19 protein-coding genes are annotated in these 20,986 nt (G+C 68.0%); 10 read left to right on the forward strand and 9 right to left on the reverse strand.

All coding sequences use genetic code 11. The features are described 5' to 3' along the window. Positions 1-137: 137 nt before the first annotated feature. The 3 genes from J7E25_RS16040 to J7E25_RS16050 are packed head-to-tail and all read right to left on the reverse strand — an operon-like array spanning position 138 to position 2,871. Entirely contained in the window at positions 138-1,274 is a 1,137-nt protein-coding gene (locus tag J7E25_RS16040; RefSeq protein WP_214871172.1) for a mandelate racemase/muconate lactonizing enzyme family protein, read from the reverse strand. Next, positions 1,271-2,215 (reverse strand): dihydrodipicolinate synthase family protein, encoded by a 945-nt coding sequence (locus J7E25_RS16045; protein ID WP_214871173.1) that lies wholly within the window; start codon positions 2,213-2,215, stop codon positions 1,271-1,273. Before J7E25_RS16045 ends, J7E25_RS16040 begins: the two co-directional genes overlap by 4 nt. Continuing rightward, positions 2,212-2,871, reverse strand: coding sequence for a GntR family transcriptional regulator (locus tag J7E25_RS16050; RefSeq protein WP_214871174.1), 660 nt, complete (start codon positions 2,869-2,871; stop codon positions 2,212-2,214). Before J7E25_RS16050 ends, J7E25_RS16045 begins: the two co-directional genes overlap by 4 nt. A 166-nt stretch (positions 2,872-3,037) precedes the next feature. Between J7E25_RS16050 and J7E25_RS16055 the strand changes: the two genes are divergently transcribed. From J7E25_RS16055 to J7E25_RS16070, 4 genes are read left to right on the forward strand one after another with little or no spacing between them, the layout of a single operon-like run. Continuing rightward, positions 3,038-4,348: a sugar ABC transporter substrate-binding protein gene (locus J7E25_RS16055; protein ID WP_214871175.1), complete on the forward strand. Its 1,311-nt coding sequence runs from the start codon at positions 3,038-3,040 to the stop codon at positions 4,346-4,348. 57 nt (positions 4,349-4,405) lie between these two features. Continuing rightward, complete coding sequence (locus J7E25_RS16060; protein WP_214871176.1) at positions 4,406-5,338, forward strand: carbohydrate ABC transporter permease; 933 nt, start codon at positions 4,406-4,408, stop codon at positions 5,336-5,338. Further along, positions 5,335-6,225 carry a carbohydrate ABC transporter permease gene (locus J7E25_RS16065; protein WP_214871177.1) on the forward strand — a complete coding sequence of 297 codons (891 nt, stop codon included), beginning with the start codon at positions 5,335-5,337 and terminating at the stop codon, positions 6,223-6,225. The genes J7E25_RS16060 and J7E25_RS16065 overlap by 4 nt, the downstream gene beginning before the upstream one ends. Continuing rightward, positions 6,222-7,682: an aldehyde dehydrogenase family protein gene (locus J7E25_RS16070; protein ID WP_214871178.1), complete on the forward strand. Its 1,461-nt coding sequence runs from the start codon at positions 6,222-6,224 to the stop codon at positions 7,680-7,682. Before J7E25_RS16065 ends, J7E25_RS16070 begins: the two co-directional genes overlap by 4 nt. A gap of 40 nt (positions 7,683-7,722) precedes the next feature. Here J7E25_RS16070 and J7E25_RS16075 read toward each other — a convergent pair whose 3' ends face one another. Beyond that, positions 7,723-8,844, reverse strand: a complete 1,122-nt coding sequence (locus J7E25_RS16075; protein ID WP_214871179.1) for a substrate-binding domain-containing protein — start codon at positions 8,842-8,844, stop codon at positions 7,723-7,725. After that, entirely contained in the window at positions 8,841-10,718 is a 1,878-nt protein-coding gene (locus J7E25_RS18385; RefSeq protein WP_214871180.1) for a heparinase II/III family protein, read from the reverse strand. Before J7E25_RS18385 ends, J7E25_RS16075 begins: the two co-directional genes overlap by 4 nt. Before the next feature lie 135 nt (positions 10,719-10,853). On the opposite strand from J7E25_RS18385, the gene J7E25_RS16085 reads away from it, so the two are divergent. The 6 genes from J7E25_RS16085 to J7E25_RS16110 all read left to right on the forward strand — a co-directional run bounded on the left by J7E25_RS16085 (position 10,854) and on the right by J7E25_RS16110 (position 17,831). Continuing rightward, complete coding sequence (locus tag J7E25_RS16085) at positions 10,854-11,873, forward strand: hydroxyacid dehydrogenase (RefSeq protein WP_214871181.1); 1,020 nt, start codon at positions 10,854-10,856, stop codon at positions 11,871-11,873. After that, entirely contained in the window at positions 11,870-13,858 is a 1,989-nt protein-coding gene (locus J7E25_RS16090; protein ID WP_214871182.1) for a DUF2264 domain-containing protein, read from the forward strand. The genes J7E25_RS16085 and J7E25_RS16090 overlap by 4 nt, the downstream gene beginning before the upstream one ends. Before the next feature lie 56 nt (positions 13,859-13,914). Continuing rightward, positions 13,915-15,177 carry an ABC transporter substrate-binding protein gene (locus tag J7E25_RS16095; RefSeq protein WP_214871183.1) on the forward strand — a complete coding sequence of 421 codons (1,263 nt, stop codon included), beginning with the start codon at positions 13,915-13,917 and terminating at the stop codon, positions 15,175-15,177. Positions 15,178-15,253: 76 nt separating this feature from the next. Then, complete coding sequence (locus J7E25_RS16100; protein WP_214871184.1) at positions 15,254-16,168, forward strand: carbohydrate ABC transporter permease; 915 nt, start codon at positions 15,254-15,256, stop codon at positions 16,166-16,168. Further along, positions 16,168-17,088 (forward strand): carbohydrate ABC transporter permease, encoded by a 921-nt coding sequence (locus tag J7E25_RS16105; protein WP_214871185.1) that lies wholly within the window; start codon positions 16,168-16,170, stop codon positions 17,086-17,088. Before J7E25_RS16100 ends, J7E25_RS16105 begins: the two co-directional genes overlap by 1 nt. 2 nt (positions 17,089-17,090) lie before the next feature. After that, positions 17,091-17,831 carry a DUF624 domain-containing protein gene (locus J7E25_RS16110; RefSeq protein WP_214871186.1) on the forward strand — a complete coding sequence of 247 codons (741 nt, stop codon included), beginning with the start codon at positions 17,091-17,093 and terminating at the stop codon, positions 17,829-17,831. Position 17,832: 1 nt separating this feature from the next. Here the strand turns inward: J7E25_RS16110 and J7E25_RS16115 are convergent, their stop codons facing one another. From J7E25_RS16115 to J7E25_RS16130, 4 genes are all read right to left on the reverse strand, one after another. After that, positions 17,833-18,120 carry an iron-sulfur cluster assembly accessory protein gene (locus J7E25_RS16115; RefSeq protein WP_214871187.1) on the reverse strand — a complete coding sequence of 96 codons (288 nt, stop codon included), beginning with the start codon at positions 18,118-18,120 and terminating at the stop codon, positions 17,833-17,835. Between the two features lie 159 nt (positions 18,121-18,279). Next, positions 18,280-19,002: a hypothetical protein gene (locus J7E25_RS16120; RefSeq protein WP_214871188.1), complete on the reverse strand. Its 723-nt coding sequence runs from the start codon at positions 19,000-19,002 to the stop codon at positions 18,280-18,282. Continuing rightward, on the reverse strand, positions 18,999-19,889 hold the full coding sequence (locus J7E25_RS16125) for a carbohydrate ABC transporter permease (RefSeq protein WP_251039186.1): 891 nt from the start codon (positions 19,887-19,889) through the stop codon (positions 18,999-19,001). The genes J7E25_RS16120 and J7E25_RS16125 overlap by 4 nt, the downstream gene beginning before the upstream one ends. Beyond that, positions 19,886-20,911, reverse strand: coding sequence for a carbohydrate ABC transporter permease (locus tag J7E25_RS16130; RefSeq protein WP_214871189.1), 1,026 nt, complete (start codon positions 20,909-20,911; stop codon positions 19,886-19,888). Before J7E25_RS16130 ends, J7E25_RS16125 begins: the two co-directional genes overlap by 4 nt. Positions 20,912-20,986 lie beyond the last annotated feature (75 nt).

Here is a 20,986-nt window from a genome sequence, read left to right on the forward strand (position 1 = left end):
GAGCGCCACCGATCCTGATCTCAGTGATGCGCGAGGACATGGTCACGTCGCGATCGTCCATACGGAAGACGTTACTCCGCGGATCGGCCGGGAAACCGGCAGGTTACCGCGAATCCCCGGGTTTGATGCACGCGCACTCAGACGAATGCGAGGGAGCCGTCAGGGCGGAGCGGTACGCGTCGATCCCAGCGGACGTAGTCGTCGGTGGCCAGTGCTTCCTCATCGATTTCGACACCCCAACCGGGGCGATCGGGTCGCAGGTCCAGGTGACCGTCGACGGGCACGTACGGGTCGGGGCACCACCTGGTCGGGTCGGGCTTGTACTCGAGCAGGGCGAAGTTGCTGCACGCCGCTGCGAAATGCACGTTGTGCGCGGTCGCCAAAGGGCCCATGGGGTTGTGCGGCGAGACCGTGACGAAGTGGGCCTCGGCGATCGTCGCGATCCTGCGCATCTGGGAGAGGCCTCCGACCACGCAGATGTCGGGTTGCACGATGTCGGCTCCGCCGGCGGCAAGGAGCGCCAGAAACTCGTTCGGCGAGTACAGGCTCTCTCCAGTGGCGAGCGGCACCGTCAACTGGGATCGCAAGCGCGACCACGCGGGAACGTGCTCAGGGCGGATCGGCTCCTCGATGAACAGCGGATCCCACGGAGCGAGGGCGTTTCCGAGCTGAATCGCCTTGATCGGCTCGAAGATCTTCGCGTGCGCGTCGAAGGCGAAGTCCCACGCGTTGTTGCAGGTCTCGCGGACGGCGCGGAAGTAGTCGGCCGACTCCCGCACCACGTCACCCCAGCGCCGCGTGTGGAGGTCGCCGCGATACGGGTGCAGCTTGAACGTCGTGAAACCGTTCGACTCGTGGAGTTCGTCGGTGAGGTCGCGACACTCCAGGGGATCGGGCGCGGCGTACAGTCCGCAGTAGAGAGGGACGCGGTCACGTACGGCACCGCCGAGCAACGCGTAGACGGGAACGCCGAGCGCCTTGGCGGCGATATCCCAGAGGGCGTGGTCGACGGCGGCGATCGCCGCCAGACCGATCGCGCCCTGAGGGAAGCGCATCGTTCGCAGAAGCAGCTGGTTCAGGTACTCGACGCGCGTCGGATCCTTGCCCACGAGGAAGTCGAAGAGGTAGTCGAGGTAGGGGACCAGGGCGTGGTCGGGGCCGTGATTGTACGCCTCGCCCCATCCGTCGATCCCCTCATCGGTGCGAACGCGCACGAGGAGACGCGGCCGGTCGCCGACGCGCTGCATGTAGGTGGAGAGCCCGACGATCCTCATGCCGGCATCGGCTCCGTCAGTCTCGGGGTACCGCAGTCGAGATCGAACTCGCTGCCCCAATCGACGAGGATGCCCGCAACCTCGGTTCGGCCGTCGGCATCCAGTTCGCTGCTGGGCGCCCTCACCTCTCTGGAGCAGAGCCCGAGCTGGTACAGCGCTTCTTTGATGACGCTGACATTGTTGGCCGAAGTGTGCTCAGCGCGAAGCTGCTCGAATCGATCGATTCGCCTGCTCAACTGCGCTGCGCGAACGAGGTCACCACGTTTCAGGCTGGCGAGCAGCTCGAGCGACAGGCCGGGATTCACGTTCACGAGTCCGGAGGTGAAGCCGACCGCACCGTGCACGGTGTACGAGAGCGCGTATGGCTCAGCGAGGCCAGCGATCCATGTGAGCTCGTCGGCGCCGGTGGCCTGGCGAATGCGGGCGAAGGCGACGGCATCGGGCACGGCGTACTTGATGCCGACAAGATTGGGTACCCGGTCGAGCAGTTCGCGCAACATGTCGGCTGTGACCCACGGATTGCGGACGTATAGGACGATACCCATCGGGCGGAGTGCCGCGGCGATGGTCGCGTGATAGTCGACCCAACCCGCCCTCGAGACATACGGATGCACCGGCTGGTGGATCATGGCGAACGCGGCCCCGTGCTCGGCTGCGAGGGTGCCCTCCGCGATTGCGGTCGGGATGTCGTGGCCGATGCCGGCGACGATCGCGGTCGTCGCGCCGAGCACCTCGGCGGTCACGCGAAGGAGGTCGCGCCGCTCTTCGGGGGTCAGCGCGTAGAACTCGCTCGTGTTGCCGTTGGGCGTGACCACACGAACGCCGGCGTCGACGATCCTGCGCAGCAGCACCCCGTATCGATCGAGGTCGACGTCGCCTCGGTGGAAGGGAGTGACCGGTATCGCGACGACGTCGGCGAGCACCGACGTACTGTCGGTCATCGCTTCCTCGCCAGTTCGGCGAGCGCCCGCTCTTCGAAGGAGCGGATGTGCTGCAGCACGAGGGCGGCGGCGGCGGGCCCGTCGCCGGCTTTCGCGGCCGACAGGATCGCGGCATGCTCGGCCGCCTCGGGCTCCCAGGTCGGCCGAATCGTCCACGCGGTGATCGTGATCAGGGTGACCTGATCACGCAGCCCGTCGAGCATGCTGGTGAGGAGCGGATTGCCGCTGTTGGAGTACAGGAGCTGGTGGAAGTCGCGATTCGCGATGCTGCGATCCGTGCCGTCGACGGCGCCGTCGGCGACTGCCAAGCTCTGCTCCGCGGCGGCGACGTCGAAGCCGTTTGCAACCGTGCGTTTCACTGCCACTGGCTCGAGCAGTGCGCGCACGTCGAAGACACTGTGGGCGGTGGCCTCGTCGACCACGCGCACCACGGCTCCTCGGTAGTCGCTCATGGTCACGAGCCCTGCGCCGGCGAGGATCTTGAGGGCCTCGCGAACGGGGGTCTTCGACAAGCCGAACGAGCCGGCGAGGTCGGCCTCGATGAGTTGTCGACCGGCAGGAAGCTCGCCGGAGAGGATCGCCCGCCGTAGGGCGTCGACCACCATTCCCGTGCGTGAGATTGGTGTGATGGTCCCGACTGCGCCGTCAGAGCTCATGTGCTGCCTTTCCTCGAGTAGACGTTACCATCTTACTTCATATCTCATATATGATCGACCCGTGCCTCAGCCAAGTTGGGGCTGCCTTGCGGCTACGACAGCCGGAAGCCGACCGAAAGGAAACGCAATGAAGCGTCGCAGCAACCTCCCGGAGCCTCGGTCCCGGATGGCGGGCCGCCGTGCCCGATCGGCCATCGCCGCGTTCGCCCTCGGCGCCGTCACCCTTGGCGCCGCGGGGTGCGCGGCTCCGTCACCCGCGGACGACGAGAACATCGTCTTGGAACTCTGGGACACCGACACGCGCCCCGCCCGCGCCGAGAACCTCGAGAAGCTCATCGACATGTTCGAGGCGGAGAACCCGAACATCACCATCGAGTACCTCGGCCTGCCGACCGACTCATACATGCAGAAGATCAGCACGGCGATTGCGACCAACTCCACGCCCGACCTGCTGACCCCGAAGGCGTCGGACATTGCCGCGCTCGTGGCGCAGGAGGCCCTCGCGTCGCTCGACGAGCGCTTCGAGGAGGGCGGCTGGGGGGACGAGATCGACCCCTCGATGGTCGAGTCCTCCAAGGCGGCCTCGCCAGACGGCTCCCTCTACCTGACCCCCGCCACGAGTCTTGCCGACGTGATCTACTACCGCCCCGATCTGTTCGAGGCTGCCGGCTTGGATGCCCCTGAGAGCTGGGATGACTTCTTCGCCGACGCGGTCGAGTTGACCGATCCGGCGACCGGGCAGTTCGGCTACACCATTCGCGGCGGTGCGGGATTCTTCTCGCAGTTCGTGCAGATGGTGTATCCGCAGGCCGGCATCGACACCTTCTTCCTGGAAGACGGCACGTCGACCCTCGACGACCCTGCGGTCGTCGAGGCCACGCAGCGGTACGTCGATCTGTACCGGAAGGCGACGGCCGAGAGCGACCTCACCGCGGACTTCAAGGTCATGGTCGCCCAGTTCGGCTCCGGCAGCACAGGGATGCTGAGCCACAGTGTCGGTTCCTACCCCGACCACGTCAAGGCGCTGGGCGCCGACGCCGTCGCCGCAGTCGTACCCTTCCCGTCGGAGGACGGCGAGTACGTGCTCACCGGGCGTATGACCACAGGCTTCGCCATGTTCGAGGCCAGCGAGCATCAGGATGCCGCGTGGAAGTTCCTCGAGTTCACGATGAGCGAAGAGGGCAACAGCTTCTGGGCCGAGGCCTCGGGATACATTCCGGGCAACCTGGCAGTGCAATCCGAGCCGTGGGTGGCCGAGAACCCGGCCATCGCAGTCGCGGCCGAGGCCGGATCGAGTCCCGACGCGACGGTTCTGCAGCAGCCGTTCCATCTGCCCGAGTTCAACTCGATCACCTCCACCGACATGCTGCCCCAGTGGCAGGCCGTGCTGCAGGGCGACCTCTCGGTCGAGGACTTCCTCGGCGACGCGGCAGAAGCGCTCACCGATGCCCAGCAGCGCTACCTTGCCTCCCAGTAGCCGGCCCCAGCGGGGCGGCGACCACACGCCGCCCCGCTGCCCGATCCGAAAGTCGTCATGACAAGTTCCATACTTACGAGGTCCCCCCTCTCCGAAGCGCCCACGCGCAGGCGAGCGCCGGCGACCCGCTGGTACCCCTACCTGCTCATCGCGCCGGCCGCGCTACTCGTGCTCGTGTTCCTGGTGTACCCGGTCGGCAGCGTCTTCTACTACAGCCTCCAGCACTACAACATCACGCAGCCGTGGGCCGACGGCTTCGCGGGACTCGACAACTTCATCGCGATGGGCCAGGACCCGCTCTTCTGGCGCAGCCTCGTCTTCACCGGACAGTGGGTGCTCGTCGAGGTCGCCCTGCAGTTCGTCCTCGGGTTGGGGCTCGCCCTGCTCATCAACCAGACGTTCGTCGGGCGTGCCGTGGTGCGGTCGCTCGTCTTCTCGCCGTGGGCGGTGTCCGGCATCCTCACGACCACGATCTGGATCCTGATCTACAACCCGTCCACCGGAGTGGGGCGCTACCTCGCCGAGGTCGGCCTCGTGCCGTTCGGCACTTCGCTGCTCTCCGGCGCCGGAACGACATTCTGGGCCGTCATCCTCGCCGAACTCTGGAAAGGCGCACCGTTCTTCGCGATCCTCATCCTCGCCGACCTCCAATCGGTGCGCACCGAGCTCTATGAGGCGGCGGAGGTCGATGGTGCCGGACGGATACGCAAGTTCGCTTCGATCACGTGGCCGCACATCCGCTCGGCTGTCGTCATCGCGACCCTGCTGCGTGCTGTGTGGGAGTTCAACAACGTCGATCTGCTCTACACGCTGACGGGCGGTGGACCGGCAGGCTCGACGACCACCCTGCCGCTCTACGTCGCGCAGACTGCCATCCACGACCGGGACTTCGGCTATGGCTCGGCCCTGACCGTGGTCGCCTTCATCATCCTGACCGTGTTCTCGGTCGTCTATCTGCGGGTCAACCGCTTCGGGAGGGACGACGCATGACCGGCCTCGTATCTGCCACGACGGCGCGTTCCGGCGTCGCGTCTGCAACGACCACGCTTCAGAAACGCCGCAGCAGGACATCGGCGACAGATCGCGCACTGCTCGTCGTGCCCCTGGTGCTCTATCTTGCCTTCACGCTGGTGCCGTTCTACTGGATGCTGCTGTTCGCCTTCCGCCCCGCGGGCTCCACAGCCCTGGTGCCATGGCCGATCACCTTCGACAACTTCGCCACGGTGTGGAACGGTTCGGGGTTCGGCATCTACTTCCAGAACAGCATCATCGTCGCAGTCGCGAGCCTCGTCGTCTCGACCGTCATCGCCTTGCTCGGCGGCTATGCACTCGCTCGATTCCCGTTCCGTGGGAAGGCGCTGTTCGTGCTGGCGATGCTGTGCACCCAGTTCATTCCGGGCGCGATGATGCTCATCCCGCTGTTCCAGATCTTCAACGGACTCGGCCTCACGGACAACCTCTGGAGCCTCATCATCTCCGACACGGTGTTCCACCTGCCGTTGTCGCTCGTCCTCATGGCCGGCTTCATCCGGAACGTGCCCATGGAGTTGGAAGAGGCGGCATGGGTCGACGGATGCAGCCGCGTCGACGCGTTCCGGCTGGTCATCCTCCCCCTGCTGAGGCCTGGAATCGTCGCGGTCGGCTCGTTCGCCTTCATCAGCGCCTGGAACAACTTCCTGTTCGCCATCATGTTCCTGAGCAGCCAGGACCAATTCACCATCCCGGTCGGCCTCAGCTACCTGCTCGGCGAGTTCGGAACCGACTTCGGTGCGCTCGCTGCTGGAGGCGTCATCGCCATCGTCCCGGTGGTCGTGATCTTCGCCTACGTCCAGCGATTCCTGGTCCAGGGTCTGAGCGCCGGTGCGGTGAAGGGGTGATCGAGACTCACGATGCGTTCGCCCCTTCCACCGCGGCACTCGTGGAGGTCGAGCGCGCCTGCGCAGCGTCGGCGGTGAGCTGGGCGACCCTCCGCTCGCTCCCACGACTGCGCCGCGCTGAGCTGCTACGTGCGATAGCGGCCGCCATCCGCGAGGACGGCGACACGATCCTTCCTCTCGCCGCGGAGGAGACTCGGCTCCCGCTGCGCCGGCTCTCGGCCGAACTCGAGCGCACTGCAGCGCAGGCGGAGTTGTTCGCGGCAGTGGTGTCCGAGGGCTCCTACCTCGAAGCTGCGATCGATCACCGCAGAGACGGTCTGCCCGAACTGCGGCGGATGCAGGTTCCCCTGGGCCCGGTCGCGGTGTTCGCCGCCGGCAACTTTCCCCTGGCGTTCAGCGTCATGGGCGGCGATACCGCCTCCGCGTTGGCGGCCGGTTGCAGCGTGGTGATCAAGACGCACCCCGACCACCCGCGGACGAGCCGCGCGGTACTCGCGAGTGTGCATCGAGCCCTCCGAAGTACGGGAATCCCGTCCTCGGTTGTCGCGGCGGTGTCCGACCCGTCGGCCGGGGCGGCACTCGTGGCAGATCCGCGCATTGCGGCCGGCGGATTCACCGGTTCGCTCGCCGGTGGGCGTTCGCTCTTCGACATCGCGGCGCGCCGGCGGCATCCGATTCCGTTCTTCGCCGAGATGAGCAGCATCAACCCGGTCATCGTCGCACCCAAGGCGGCGAGGAACGACCCCGAGGGGATCGGCGGATTGCTCGCCGATGCGATTCTCGGGAGCGCCGGCCAGCTGTGCACGAAGCCGGGCGTGCTGCTCGTGCCTGAAGACGCTCACGAGCTCGTTGACGTCATGAGACGGCGCCTCGAGATCGCCGATGCGCAACCGATGCTCTCGCCGGGCATCGCCAGTCGATTCGCCGACCGGCTCGCCTCGTGGCAGTCGGAGCGTGTTCGGCCGCTGACATCGGGGATGGTCGACAGCAACTGGGCTGCGACCGCGACCCTCGCCGAGACGACCTTGAGCGACCTCGACGGTCCGGTGCTCGAAGAAGCCTTCGGCCCGGCTGCTGTGATCGCCCGCTATGCCGACCTGAAATCGGTGCCGCCCGTGCTCGAGCGCATGGGCGGACAGCTCACGACCACGTTCCACCTCGACCGCGAGGAGATCGAGGAAGTCCGGCCGCTCCTGGCGGTGGCCGAGGTGATGAGCGGACGCGTCCTCGTCGGCGGAGTGCCGACCGGCGTGCGCGTCGGGTGGGCGATGACCCATGGCGGCCCCTACCCGGCGACCACCGCACCGTCTTCGACCTCAGTCGGCGCGGCGGCGATCGGGCGCTGGCTTCGGCCGGTGACCTGGCAGGACGCACCGCAGGAGTTGCTTCCCGACGAGCTGCGTGACGCGCCGCGGCATCCGCTGCCTCGCCGGGTCGACGGGCGGCTCATCGCATGACCCGCACGATTCGGATCCGATCGTGCATCGACGCGGCGGCTCAGCCGCCCGTGACCTCCGCCGAAGTCGACGACGCCCTGACGTGCAGCTCGGGCAGCACCTGCACCCGCTGCATCGGGCGCTTCGGTCCCTCGGAAAGGCGCGCGAGCAGGGTCTCGACCGCGAGCCGCCCGATGTGCTGCTTCGGGGGCCGCAGCGCGGTGATGGGCGGTTCGCCGTTCTCGGCGATCTCGTCGTCGTAGGCGACGATCGCGAGGTCTTCGGGAATCCGGATGCCGCGATCGAAGCAGCGGTGCTCGAGGAGGATCGCCTGCGGGTCGGAGTGGATCATGATCGCCGTCGTGCCGGTGGCGAGGCACCGGTCGAGCACCTCGTCGAGGCGGGCGTCGCGGTGCCCGTTCTCGATGTCGTCGAGTACGGTGTCGACCGTGAGCGAGGAATCCAGCCCGAGTTCGGAGTGCGCACGAGCCCACCCCCGGCGCAAGTGTCCTGAGGTGGGGGAGTGCCGCGCGATGGCGATGCCGATGCGGCGGTGACCCTGCTGGTAAAGGTGGTGCACGGCGAGGATCGCGCCGAACTCGTGGTCGGTGGTCACCCACTCGAGCTTCCGCAGCGCGAGCGCCGTCGGGGCGCGCCGCTCGGCGAGCACCACGGGGATCGGCAGCGAGTCGAGCCAGGCGAGCAGGGAGTAGCCGTCCTGGCCGCTCGTCTCTGGCGCGGCGATGAGTCCGTGGATGCCGCCGGCCTCCACGAGCGCCGCGATCTGCCGGCGCTGGTCGGCCGGGTCGTAGGTGGAGCCGCGCAGCACAAGCTGCGAGCGACTGAGTGCTGCGGTCGCCCGCGCACCGTTGACGATCTGCGGCCAGTAGTAGCTGAGCGAGGGCACGACCATGCCGAGCCGGAATCGGGACGGACCGGATGCGTCGGCCGCGCGCGCGACGCTCGTGTCGAGCGAACTGCGCAGGGTGGCGCCGCCGTGCACCCGGGTCACGAGCCCGCGGTCGGCGAGCTCGGCGATGTCACGCCGGATGGTGAGCTCGGTGACGCCCAGCAGCACGGCGAGGTCGCGCACGACCACCTTTCCCGCGCGACGGATCTCGTCCATGATCCGCTCGCGGCGCTCGATCCCGAACGCCGGGGCCGCCCTGCCGTCGCGGCTCATCGCGCAGCCTCGGCGGTGAGACGGATGCCGGAGGCATCCGGTGCCGGACGCAGCACGAGCCGCGCGACCTCCGAGCCCCAGGAGCGCATCATGACCGGATCGTCGAGCCGCCGCACCTCGATCGTGTGACGCGCTGCGTCGTGGTGCAGCACGAGGTCGCGCACGCCCTCGACGGGCCGGCGCAGCACGAGGCGACCGTCGCCATCGTCGGAGAGCTCGCCCCACACGAGGTACGTGACGGTCGTGCCGGCAGGGTCGTCGAGCGCCCAGGAGTCGTCGACCGTCACGCGGCGAGCACTCCGGTCGAGGCTCACGCCTCGCTGCCACGTCTCGTCGGCGTCGAGCCCGTACGCCCCGCCGATCTCGACCTGCCAGGCGGCGACGTCGCCGTCGTCGCCGCCCCTGAATGCACGCGCTGCGAACTCGGCGCCGACCCCCTGCATGCGACCACCGGGCGAGGCCGTGCTGTGCCACTCGCTGCGCATCGACCAGATGTCGTAGCGGTCGGGACCGAAGGTTCGGGCGTCGTAGGTGGGCCGTCCGACATCGATCACGGCCGGCACGCCGTCGAGTGCGACGATCACGCTGCCGACGTCGTTGTGATTGTGGTTCTCCCCGTTGTGTCCGCCCTTCAGCGTGACGGCGAGGCCGCGGTCGGAGCCGGACGTCTCGCGAGCGAGCGCGAGCTGCACCGACGGGAGCTCGACGCTGGCCGGCAACGGCGGCTCCGCCGGAGTCGCGGCGCGCCAGTCCTCGTCGAGCAGCGCGGTCAGGATCCTGCCCGTGCCCATGCCCGTGGAGACGACGGTCGTTCCCGGCCGTCGGTGAGCGGCGGCGTAGGAGGCGACATCCGTCAGACCCAATCGGCGCGCCCAGCGGTGCAGCACGTGCCAGGGGCGTTCGTCGTCGGCGCGAGCCTGGGCATCGGCGACGTTCACGTACCACTCGGCGGACAGCTGCATCCGCTGGGGGAAGCGCAGCAGGGCGGCGAGGCCGGGCATGCTGCCGAGGTCGAGGGGCGCGCCGCCGATGCGGTCGAGCACGTCGAGCGCCTCGAGGACCCGTGCTGCGCCGTTCCACCAGTACTCGTAGCCCTCGTCGATGGCCCCGTCGGCCGGCATCGCGGCGAGGTAGCGATCGATCCCCGCGACGGCCCGGTCGACCACGCGACGAGCTTCGTCGGGCTCGGCGAGCGTCGCGGCCGCGACGATGACGTTGCCGAGGATCCACGGGTTCCAGTTGTGCAGGCGGCCGTCGAGTCCCAGCCAGTGCCAGTCGTCGCGATCGAGGAACGGCCGGAACACCCGGATCTCCGCCTCGTCGCGGATCCGATCGGTCAAGCCGGGGAACCGCTCGTCGAGCTCGACGCCGATAGCGGCGACCGCCCAGCCGATCGTGGCGACCGATTCGCCCGCGCCGAGATCGAGGTACGGCGACGACCGCGACGGGGTGACGGTGCCGAACCGGGTGAAGGCGTCGTCGTGGGCCGGCCAGCACCACGTCGACTGCTCGCAGAGGAGCCAGAGCCCGTCGGCCGCCTCTGACAGCCAGCGCTCCTCGCCCGTCGCGGCGGCGAGGGCGACGGCACGGGTGAGGCGGTCGCTGTGTGCGAAGACCGGTGTCTCGTACGTGACGCGGTCGCCGCGGAGCGGGTATGCCGCGTACTGGGAGAACAGCGGCTGCGGCCACGGGGTGCCGAGCTCAGCGAGGGCGGCGCTGGTGAGGGCGTCGATGAGGGCCGGGTCTGCGGATGCCCACGTCGACCGGTCGGATGCCAGCGGTGAGCGGAGCCGATCCACGTCGAGAGCCGCCCATGCTCGAACGAGGGCTCCGGGCTCGGCGACCGTGGGCACCGTCTCGTCTCGGACTGTCACTGCCGCCTCCGTGATCATCTGCGATCAAGCGTGTTCGAATCGGTTCGTTTGCTTTGACTGGGATCGAAGGGGAGTATTCACTATCTCTCAGCCCGCCGCAACACCGGGCGCACCACTCGAAGAGGAGACCACCGGATGACTCACGGATCGCGACCTTCCGCGTTCGTCGCGATGTGGCCCGACTCGTTCTCCGCCCTCTTCGACGAGAGCCGGCTCGCCCGCCTGCGCACGCTATGCCGCGTGGCCGACCCCGTGACCTCCGGCGACCTCGACGACCCGGCCCTCGCCGATCGACTCGCCTCGGTCGAGGTGCTCATCACCTCGTGGGGCACGCCCACGCTCACGGCGGAACGGCTCGACCGAATGCCGAACCTGAAGGCTGTGTTCCATTGCGCCGGCACCGTGCGGCCCATGGTGAGCGAGGCGTTCTGGGATCGCGGCATCCTCGTCACGTCGGCCGCTGAGGCGAACGCGATCCCCGTCGCGGAATTCACCTTCGCGTCGATCGTGCTCGCCGGGAAGCGCGCACAGTACTTCGCCCGCGACCCCCGCGCGCACCGTCGCGAGTGGCGTTCGCTGCTCGACTCGCCGCGCATGTCGAACTTCCAGCGCAGCGTGGGCGTCGTCGGCTTCTCGCGCATCGGGCGCCGAGTGGTCGCGCTCCTGCAGCAGCTCGACGGAGCCGACGTGCTCGTCGCCGATCCCTATGCGGATGCCGCGGCCGTCGCCGCTGCCGGCGCCCGTCTCGTCTCGCTCGACGAGCTGCTCCCCTCGGTCGACGTGCTCTCCCTCCACGCACCCGCCCTGCCCGAGACGATCAACATGATCGGCGAGCGTGAGCTCGGGATGCTGCGTGACGGTGCCACGGTGATCAACACGGCTCGCGGCACCCTCCTCGACACCGACGCCCTCGCGGTCGAGTGCTCGAGCGGCCGGCTCGACGCCATCCTCGACGTCACCGATCCAGAACCCCTTCCGCTCGACTCGCCGCTCTTCGACCTGCCGAACGTCTCGATCACGCCCCACATCGCGGGCTCCCTCGGCACCGAGACGTTCCGGCTCGCCGACGCCGCCCTCGACGAGCTCGAGCGCTTCCTCGACGGCCGTTCGCCGCTCTCCGCCGTCACGTTCGACGACCTCGGAGTCAGCGCATGAGCGCCACGACCCTGCAGTTGCCCGCCCTCGATCGAGAACTCTCGCCGCACACCGGCTGGACCCGCGAGCACTGGACCGCGCTCGCCGACCGCATCCTCTCGTCGGCACGCCCGTTCGCCTCGCCGAGGCACGCCCTCATCTCCTTCCCGGGCGCTCCGGGCGGCTACGGCAGCGCGGTCGACGGCCTCGAGGGCTTCGCTCGCACGTTCATGCTCGCCGCCTTCCGCATCGCCGGCTCGCCCGGCGACACCGGCTCGCTCGCCGAGTGGTTCAGCGAGGGACTCGACGCGGGCACCGATCCCACGTCGCCCGAGCGCTGGCTGCGCCCCGACGAGGTCGACCAGGCGAAGGTCGAGGCCGCGGCGCTCGCGATCGGCCTGCACCTCACCCGCGGCGTCATCTGGAATCGGCTCGACGCACGCGTGCAGGGCAACATCGTCGGCTACCTCTCCACGGTCATCGGCCAGTCGTACCCGCCGATCAACTGGGTGTGGTTCCGTATCGTCGTCGAGCAGTTCCTCGCGAGCGTCGGCGGGCCCTACCGCCGCGACGACATCGAAGAGGACCTCGCCATCGCCGATGGGTTCTTCCGGGCCGACGGATGGTTCTCCGACGGCTCCTCTCGTGCGTTCGACCACTACACGGGCTGGGCGCTCCACCTCTACCCGGTGCTGTGGGCCGGCATGGTCGGCGGCGACCCTCAGCATGAGGAACGCATCGCCCGGTATCGCGCGCACCTCGACCGCTACCTCGACGACGCAATCACCCTCGTCGGGGCCGACGGCTCACCCCTCATCCAGGGCCGCAGCCTCGTCTACCGGTTCGCCGCCGCTGCCCCGTTCTGGGCGGGCGCGCTCGCCGGGTCCGAGACGCTCGCGCCCGGACTCGTGCGCCGTGCGGCGAGCGGCATCGTCTCGCACTTCGCCGACCGCGGGGCGCCCGACGCCCGCGGCATCCTCACCCTCGGCTGGCACGGCGAATGGCGTGCCATGGCGCAGTCCTACTCGGGGCCCGGGTCGCCGTACTGGGCGTCGAAGGGCATGCTCGGCCTCGCACTGCCCGCCGACCATCCCGTCTGGACCGCGGTCGAGGAGCCGCTTCCCGTCGAGCTCGGCGACGTGCAGCGAGTGATCGCGGCACCCGGCTGGCTCGTCAGCGGCACGCGTGCCGACGGCCTCGTGCGGGTCGTCAACCACGGCACCGACCACGGCCACGAGGGTGAGGCCCAGATCGACCCGCCCCTCTACGCGCGATTCGGCTACTCGACCGCGACATCACCCCTGCTGCGCGGCATGGGAGCGGAGCATCCGCTCGACGGTTCGGTCGCAGCCCTGCGCGACGGCGTTCCGAGCCATCGATCCGGTTTCACCCGCGGGCCGCTCGAGTCGCTGCTCGGCGACGAGGGGGCGGAGTTCGGCTTCGGGGCATCCGTGGCCCGTGCCCACTGGATCGACGACGCGCCGACCGGTCCCGATCACGGCGACGGGAGGGCCGCGAGCGCGGTGACCCGCGGCCAGCCCATCGAGACGTGTTCGCTCGTGCGCGGCGCGTGGGAGGTGCGGTTCGTGCGCGTCTCGACGACGGGCGACGAGGACGTGGCCGCCGTCCCCATCCGCGTCGGAGGGTGGACGCTGTCGGGCGACGCCCGGCCGCTTGTCGAGGGAGCCGTCGCGAGCTGCAACGGCCTCACGAGCGCCCTCGTTCCGCTCGCCGGATTCGAGGAGTCAGGGGTGCGCGACGACCTCGACGCGACGCCGCTCGGCGCCCACTCGGCGACGCCGTGGTGCAGCACGGCCGATCCGGTGACGGATGACGTGTGGCGCATCGTCGCAGTCCTGCTCTCGGGCGACGCCAACCCGCCGTCGCCGGCTCCCCAGGTCGATCTCCTCGGCGCCGACCGGTTCCGCGTGGAGTGGCCCGACGGAGCCGTGATCTCGATCGACCTGCCGGAGGTGAACCGAGCCCGAGAGCCCCACCAACCCTGAATTTCGCGGCCGCCCGGTCGCGAACTAGCATGCCCCCGAATGAGGAGTACAACGCAATGAAGCGAACATCGGTCTCAGCGGCCGCGATCACCGCGGCCATCGGACTCGCACTCACCGGCTGCTCGGGCGCCCCCGCCCAGCAGGAGGACGAAGGTCCGGTCACCTTGAGCGTCTCGGTCTGGAACATGGAGCAGACGCCCGAGTTCCAGGCGCTCTTCGACGCCTTCGAGAAGGCGAACCCCGACATCACCATCGAGCCCGTCGACATCCTCGCCGACGACTACTCGGAGAAGGTCACCACGATGCTCGCCGGTGGTGACAAGACCGACGTGCTCACCATGAAGAACGTCACCGACTACGCGCGCTACGCGAACCGCGGGCAGCTCCTCGACGTGAGCGATGTCGTCGAGTCGCTCGGCGCCGACAACCTGGCCGGCATCGAGCCGTTCGACCTCGACGGCAAGTACTTCTCGGTGCCCTACCGCCAGGACTTCTGGCTGCTGTACTACAACAAGGGCCTCTTCGACGCGGCGGGCGTCGACTACCCCGACCACATCACGTGGGACGAGTACCGGAGTCTCGCCGAAAAGCTCACGGGCGAGACCGGTGGCCAGAAGGTCTACGGCACCTACCAGCACTACTGGCGGTCGGTCGTGCAGGCGATCGCGGCGGCACAGACCGGCGGCGACCTGCTGAGCGGCGACTACGACTTCATGGAAGACCAGTACAAGCTCGCGCTCGAGCTGCAGAACGGCGGGTACGCGCTCGACTTCGGAACCGCGAAGACGCAGCAGATCAGCTACCGCACGATGTTCGAGACCGGCCAGGCCGCGATGATGCCGATGGGCACCTGGTACATCTCGGGGATCGCCGCAGCGATCGCAGATGGCAAGTCGACCGTCGACTGGGGCGTCGCGCCGATGCCGCAGATCGATTCCGGTGACGACACCGTGACCTTCGGCTCGCCGACCGCCTTCGCCGTGAACAAGAACTCGGAGCACGAGGCGGCGGCCAAGAAGTTCCTCGAGTTCGCCGCGGGCGAAGAGGGTGCCAAGGCGATCGCCGCGATCGGCGTCGTGCCGGCCTTCTCGTCCGACGACGTGACCGCGGCCTTCACGGCCCTGCCCACCGACGACCTGTCGGTGACCACGTTCAACGAGCCGAAGGACGTTGTGCTCGAGATGCCGGTGAGCGAGAACTCCTCGGACATCAGCACCATCCTGGATGAGGAACACGAGCTCATCATGGTCGGCGACTCGGACATCGCCAGCGGCATCGCCACGATGGACGAGCGCGTCACGCGCGACGTCCTCGAGTGATCCAGTGGGGACCCCGCCACCCACGGCGGGGTCCCCGCATCCGCTCGCACCCGAACCACACCCCGGAGGAACCGCCATGGCGATCGCCGCAACGCGCGCACCGATGCGCCAGGAGTCCAGAGCCCGAGCGCGACGCAACGCACTCGTGGGCTGGAGCTTCATCCTGCCCAACTTCATCGGGTTCGCTGTACTGACCCTCGTGCCGATGGGCGCCGCCTTCGTCGTCGCCTTCATGGAGTGGGACTCGTACTCGCCGCCCGAGTGGGTCGGCTTCGACAACTTCGAGCGGATGCTGCGCGACCAGTCCTTCTGGATCGCGCTCGGCAACACGGCGTACTACGCCGCCGGCCACATCCCCCTCACGATGCTCGCCGCCCTCGGCCTCGCGCTCCTGCTGAACAAGCGGATCCGCGGCCTCGGCTTCTTCCGCACGACCATGTTCTTCCCGTACATCACGTCGCTCGTGGCCGTCGCGGTCGTCTGGAACATGCTGTTCAACCCGACCATGGGCCCGATCAACCAGTTCCTCGAGTGGATCGGCGTGCAGGACCCGCCGGGCTGGACGACCACCTCGGCGTGGTCGATGCCCGCCGTCATCATCACGAGCGTCTGGCGCGACATGGGCTACTACATGGTGCTCTACCTCGCGGGCCTCCAGGCGATTCCGCAGGAGTACTACGAGGCCGCCCACGTCGATGGTGCGAATGCGTGGCAGCGATTCTGGAACATCACGATCCCGTCGCTGCGGCCGACGACGTTCTTCGTGCTCATCATGGTCACCATCGCGAGCTTCAAGGTGTTCGACCTGATCGTCGTGATGACCGACGGCGGCCCCGGCCGATCGACGCTCGTGCTCTCGCAACTCATCTATCGGGAGGGCATCAAGGAGAACCGCTTCGGCTACTCGTCGGCGATCTCGCTCGTGCTCTTCCTCATCGTGCTCGTCTTCACCGTCGTGCAGTTCCGCATCCAGAAGAGGAAGGAGGACTGATGTCCGTCACCAGTACGCTCCCCGAGGTCGACCGGCTGGCCGACGAGCTGACACCTCCGGCCGCCGGCCGCCCGGTGACCGCGAAGCGCCGCGGGCCGAGGCTCGATCCGGCGAAGCGCGTCATCCTGTACGTGCTGCTCGCGGCACTGACGCTGCTGATCTTCGTGCCGTTCTTCTGGATGGTCTCGTCGTCGCTCAAGCACGACAACCAGGTCTTCTCGATTCCGGTCCAGTGGATCCCGACCGAGTTCGTCTGGTCGAACTACGTCGACATCTGGACCCGCATCCCGCTGCTGACGTACCTGAAGAACTCGCTGTTCCTCTCGGTCACCATCACGTTCCTGCAGGTGCTGACCGGCAGCTTCGCCGCCTACGGCTTCTCGAAGATGCGCTTCAAGGGCCGCGACGTGCTGTTCGTCATCTACATCGCGACGATCGCGGTGCCGTGGCAGGCCTACATGATTCCGCAGTACATCATGATGCAGAACGCCGGCCTCGTGAACACGCACCTCTCGATCATCCTGCTGCAGGCGTTCGGCGCCTTCGGCGTGTTCCTCATGCGGCAGTACTACATGACGATCCCCGACGAGCTGAGCGAGGCTGCCCGCATCGACGGCCTCAACGAGTACCGGATCTGGTGGCGGATCATCCTCCCGCTCACGAAGCCGGCGCTCGCGAGCCTCGCCCTGCTGACCTTCGTGGGCACCTGGAACGACTACATGGGTCCGTTCATCTACTTCACGAGCAATGACCTGTGGACCGTGCAGCTCGGGCTGCGGTCGTTCGTCGGCCAGTTCGATGCGGAGTACGCCATGATCATGACCGGGTCGGTGATCTCGGTCATCCCGATCGTGATCGTGTTCCTGCTCGGCCAGCGGTTCTTCATCCAGGGCATCGCGACGAGCGGCATGAAGGGCTGACTGTGGGCACCGACCAGCGTGTGAGCATCGACCGGCGGCCGAAGTCGGGCATCGCCCGTCTGCTGTCGCCGAGCCGCGAGACGTTCGAGAACGTGTTCGACACCGCCTACCAGGCGCTCGCAATCGCGTTCTCGGTGGCCCTGGCGGGCGTGCCGCTCGTCGCGGCGCTCACCGTCGTCGCACAACCGTTCGCGGCATGGCCGTTCCTGCTGCTGTGCGCCGTGCCGCTCGGCCCGGCGATCACCGCGGCATTCAGTTGCTTCGAACGCGCCCGGCACACGGGCGAACTTCGACCGATGCACGACTTCTGGATCGCCTACGCCGGCACTGCCAGGCGTTCGCTCGCCGTCTGGGTCGCGACGCTCGTGCTGGGGGCGATCCTCGTGCTCGACGTCGTGTTCCTGTGGGGCACGGAGTTCGCCGCGATCGTCGGTCCGCTCCTCGCGGTGGTCGGGGCGCTCCTCGTCGTCACGGCGCTCGGCTCGTTCACCGGCATCGCGCGGCATCCCGAGTCGCGGGTGCGCGACATCCTGAAGGCCGCGCTCTTCCTCGCCGTCAGGCGCTGGCCGGTCTCGCTCGTGACCCTCGCCATTCTCGTGGCATGGGTTGCGATCATCCTGGCCCAGCCGGTGGTCGGAGTGCTCGGGCTCGGCGGCTTCGCGCTCTACCTGCTCTGGAGCAATTCCGCGGCCGGCTACGCGTCGCTCACGCGTGAGTCCGAGGGCACCCCGACCACCAGATAGCTCAGGCCTGCTGCGGCACGACGTCGAATGCGACGCTGCCGTCGGGGGAGACGCTCGCGTCGAGCGTCTTGTCGGCGAGCGCGATGACCGCGTTCTCGCCGAGATAGACGCGGGCGCCGGCCTGTTCGACGATGGCGTCGCTCTCCTCGGGGATGGGGACGATCTCGACGGCGAACTCCGTGCCGGCCGGATCCTCCGCGTTGATGCGGAGCCCGGTGCCATCGGGGCCACCGCTGCGGTCGACGATCTCCTTGACGACCATGGTGGCCGTGTCGGTCAGTGTGAGCATGCGATTCTCCTCCTCGATCACGAAGTGTCCACCCTTCAGCATCGCGGCCGACTCGACAACCCCTTGAGATCGAGCCGCGGATGCCCCAGACTGGGCGCCCCTGGGGGCCTCGTCGGCTTCCCTGCATACAGTTCGATACGTGGCCGGCTGCGCCGGGCGCTACTCAACCACCGGGAACGAATCCGGCGACAGCGTGGCTGCATAGCGGCTGACGAGCTCGTCGAATCCGAAGGTCGCGTTGACGATCAGGATCCCGGATGCCGCGACCGCGGGCGTGAAGAACGCCAGGCTCGGCCCGATGAGGGGGATGAGGGTCGCCGCGTACGCGATCACGACGAGCAGGAGCCACGCGAGCCCGACGTGCGGGCGGGACGCCACCGACCGGGCGGCCACGACGAGGAGCGCCGACGGGCGACCCGAGGCGCCCGACGCGACGGCACACGAGAGCGCCACGGCGAACACGATCGCGATGACCGCGAGGAGGATCGCGCCGACGAGGACCATCGCCGTGTCACCGGTCAGGATGACGTTGTAGGCCATCAGGACCGCGAGCAGCGCGACGAGCCCCCAGTACCAACCCAGCGAGGTCGTTCCCGACGCGAAGGCACGCCAGAACCGGTGGAATGCGGCGCCGGGGGAGCCGCCGCGCTCGAGGAGGAAGGCCCGCGCCGTGGAGAGTGCAGCGAAGAGCGCCGGGCCCAGGGGCAGCATCGAGACGACGCCGAAGACGACGGCCAGGTGGGTGGGCTGCCATCCCACCAATTGCTCGAACAGCGCGTAGGGAATCGCGCACACGACGACGCTCACGGAGACCGCGAAGAGACACGCGACGTTCAGCAGCGCCCGCGCAAGGGGCCCGTCGTGCGCGAAGCCCTTCATCATCCCTTGACCGCTCCGATCGACATCCCCTTGATGAAGTATCGCTGAAACGCCGCGAAGATGATCACCGAGGGGATGATGGCGAGGATCGCGCCGGTGTAGATGAGTTCCCACTGCGACGTCAGCAGGCCCATCATGCGGCTGAGGGCGACGTTGATCGTGCCCGCCGACGAGGAGTCGAGGAACACGAGCGGGATGAAGAAGTCGTTCCAGAGACCGAGCGCCTGGATGATGATGAACGCCGAGGTCACGGGCATCAGCATGGGGAAGACGATCGACCAGAACGTGCGGAACCGGCCGGCGCCGTCCATGTGGGCGGCTTCTTCGACCTCAGTGGGAACGCCCTTGATGAAGCTGCAGTAGAGGAGCACGCCGAAGGATGCCGCACCGCCGAGGTGCACGAGGATGACGCTCGCCAGGGTGCTGTAGAGGCCCACGTCGTCCATTGCCGACACGAGGGGGATCATTCGCACCTGGAAGGGGATCATGAGCCCCGCGATGAACAAGATGTAGATGAATCGCGACGCGCGTCCGCCGATGCGCTCGATGCCGTAGGCCGCCATCGGCACCAGCGCGATCAGCAGCACGATCGTGCCGACGGTGATGACGAGGGTGTTCCAGAGCGCCTCGCCGTATTGCGTGTCCTGGAACAGCCGAACATAGTTGTCGAACCCGAACGACGTGGGCAATCCCATCGGATCACGCGTGATCTCCGCATAGTTGCGGAAGGAGTTGAGCAGCGCGTAGACGACGGGGAACGAGACCACGATGACGAGCACCGCGAGCACGACCATCGAGACGATCTCGCCGCGGCCCAGCCGCATCCGCTCGGCCTTCCTGATGCTGCTGCGCGAAGCCGGGCGCTGTGCTTTCGTGGAGTGCGTGCTCATGCCTGGATCTCCCGTTTGCGCATGTACCGATTGGCCAGGACCGTGCTGACGATGACGACGATGAAGAGCACGATGGCCGCGGCGCTGCCATAGCCTGCGCGGTACTCGCCGAATCCGACCTTGTAGATGAAGAAGGCCATCGTCTCGCTCACGAATCCTGGGCCACCGCTGGTCAGCACCATGACCTGGTCGAAGATCGTCCAGCCGGCGATCACCGCGAGGGTCATGTTGACGGTGACGGCGCCGGCCAGCATCGGCCAGGTGACGTAGCGGAAGACCTTCGCGTTGCTTGCGCCGTCGATCCTGGCCGCCTCCACGAGCTCTTGCGGAACGGATTGCAGGTTCGCGAGGTAGATCAGGGTCGTGTTGCCGCCGAGCGTGAAGCAGACGATGAAGAGGAGCACACCGACGACGAGATCGCTGTCGCCCAGCCAGTCCTGGGCGACGTCGCCGAGGCCCAGGTCGCGGAGCAGCGTGTTCACGGAACCGAAGTTGAAGTTCAGCATGTACTTCCAGATCGTTGCCGCGATGAATCCGCTGACGAGCGCCGGCAGGTAGACCACCGTGCGGAAGAACCCCTGCCCTCGATTGAGCTTGTCGAGCAGCAGCGCGACCACGAGGGAGATGACGTTGATGATGACGGCCGAACCGAGGCCGAGGAGGAGGGTGTTCCTGACGGCGTTCCAGAATCGGCCGCTGCCGAGGATCTCCTCGTAGTTGCGCAGCCCGATGTAGTCGTAGGAGCTGTTGACGCCGTCCCAGTCGGTCAGGCTGAGCTGCAGCGATTGCAGCGAGGGGAGGACGACCATCACGAGGTAGACCACGAGCGCCGGCAGGATGAACATGAACATGCCCCAGCGCTGCCTGCGGAATCGGCGCGAGACGACGCGGACCGGCGCGATGTCGGCGTCGGGTCGGTCGCCCCCGGTGCCTCGCGGTTCCTCCAGCGGTTTCAGCGGTCCGTCGCCCGCCAGGCGCACGGCCGTGGCGACAGCCGCGGTCTGTCCCTCTTGATCACTCATGATGTGTCTCTTCGCTCCCGGTCGGGTGGGCGTGTCGCGCCCGAGCGTATGGTGGGCGGATGACCCGGTGATCCG

It is taken from the genome of Agromyces sp. ISL-38 (assembly GCF_018613935.1).
Classification (GTDB): Bacteria; Actinomycetota; Actinomycetes; order Actinomycetales; family Microbacteriaceae; genus Agromyces.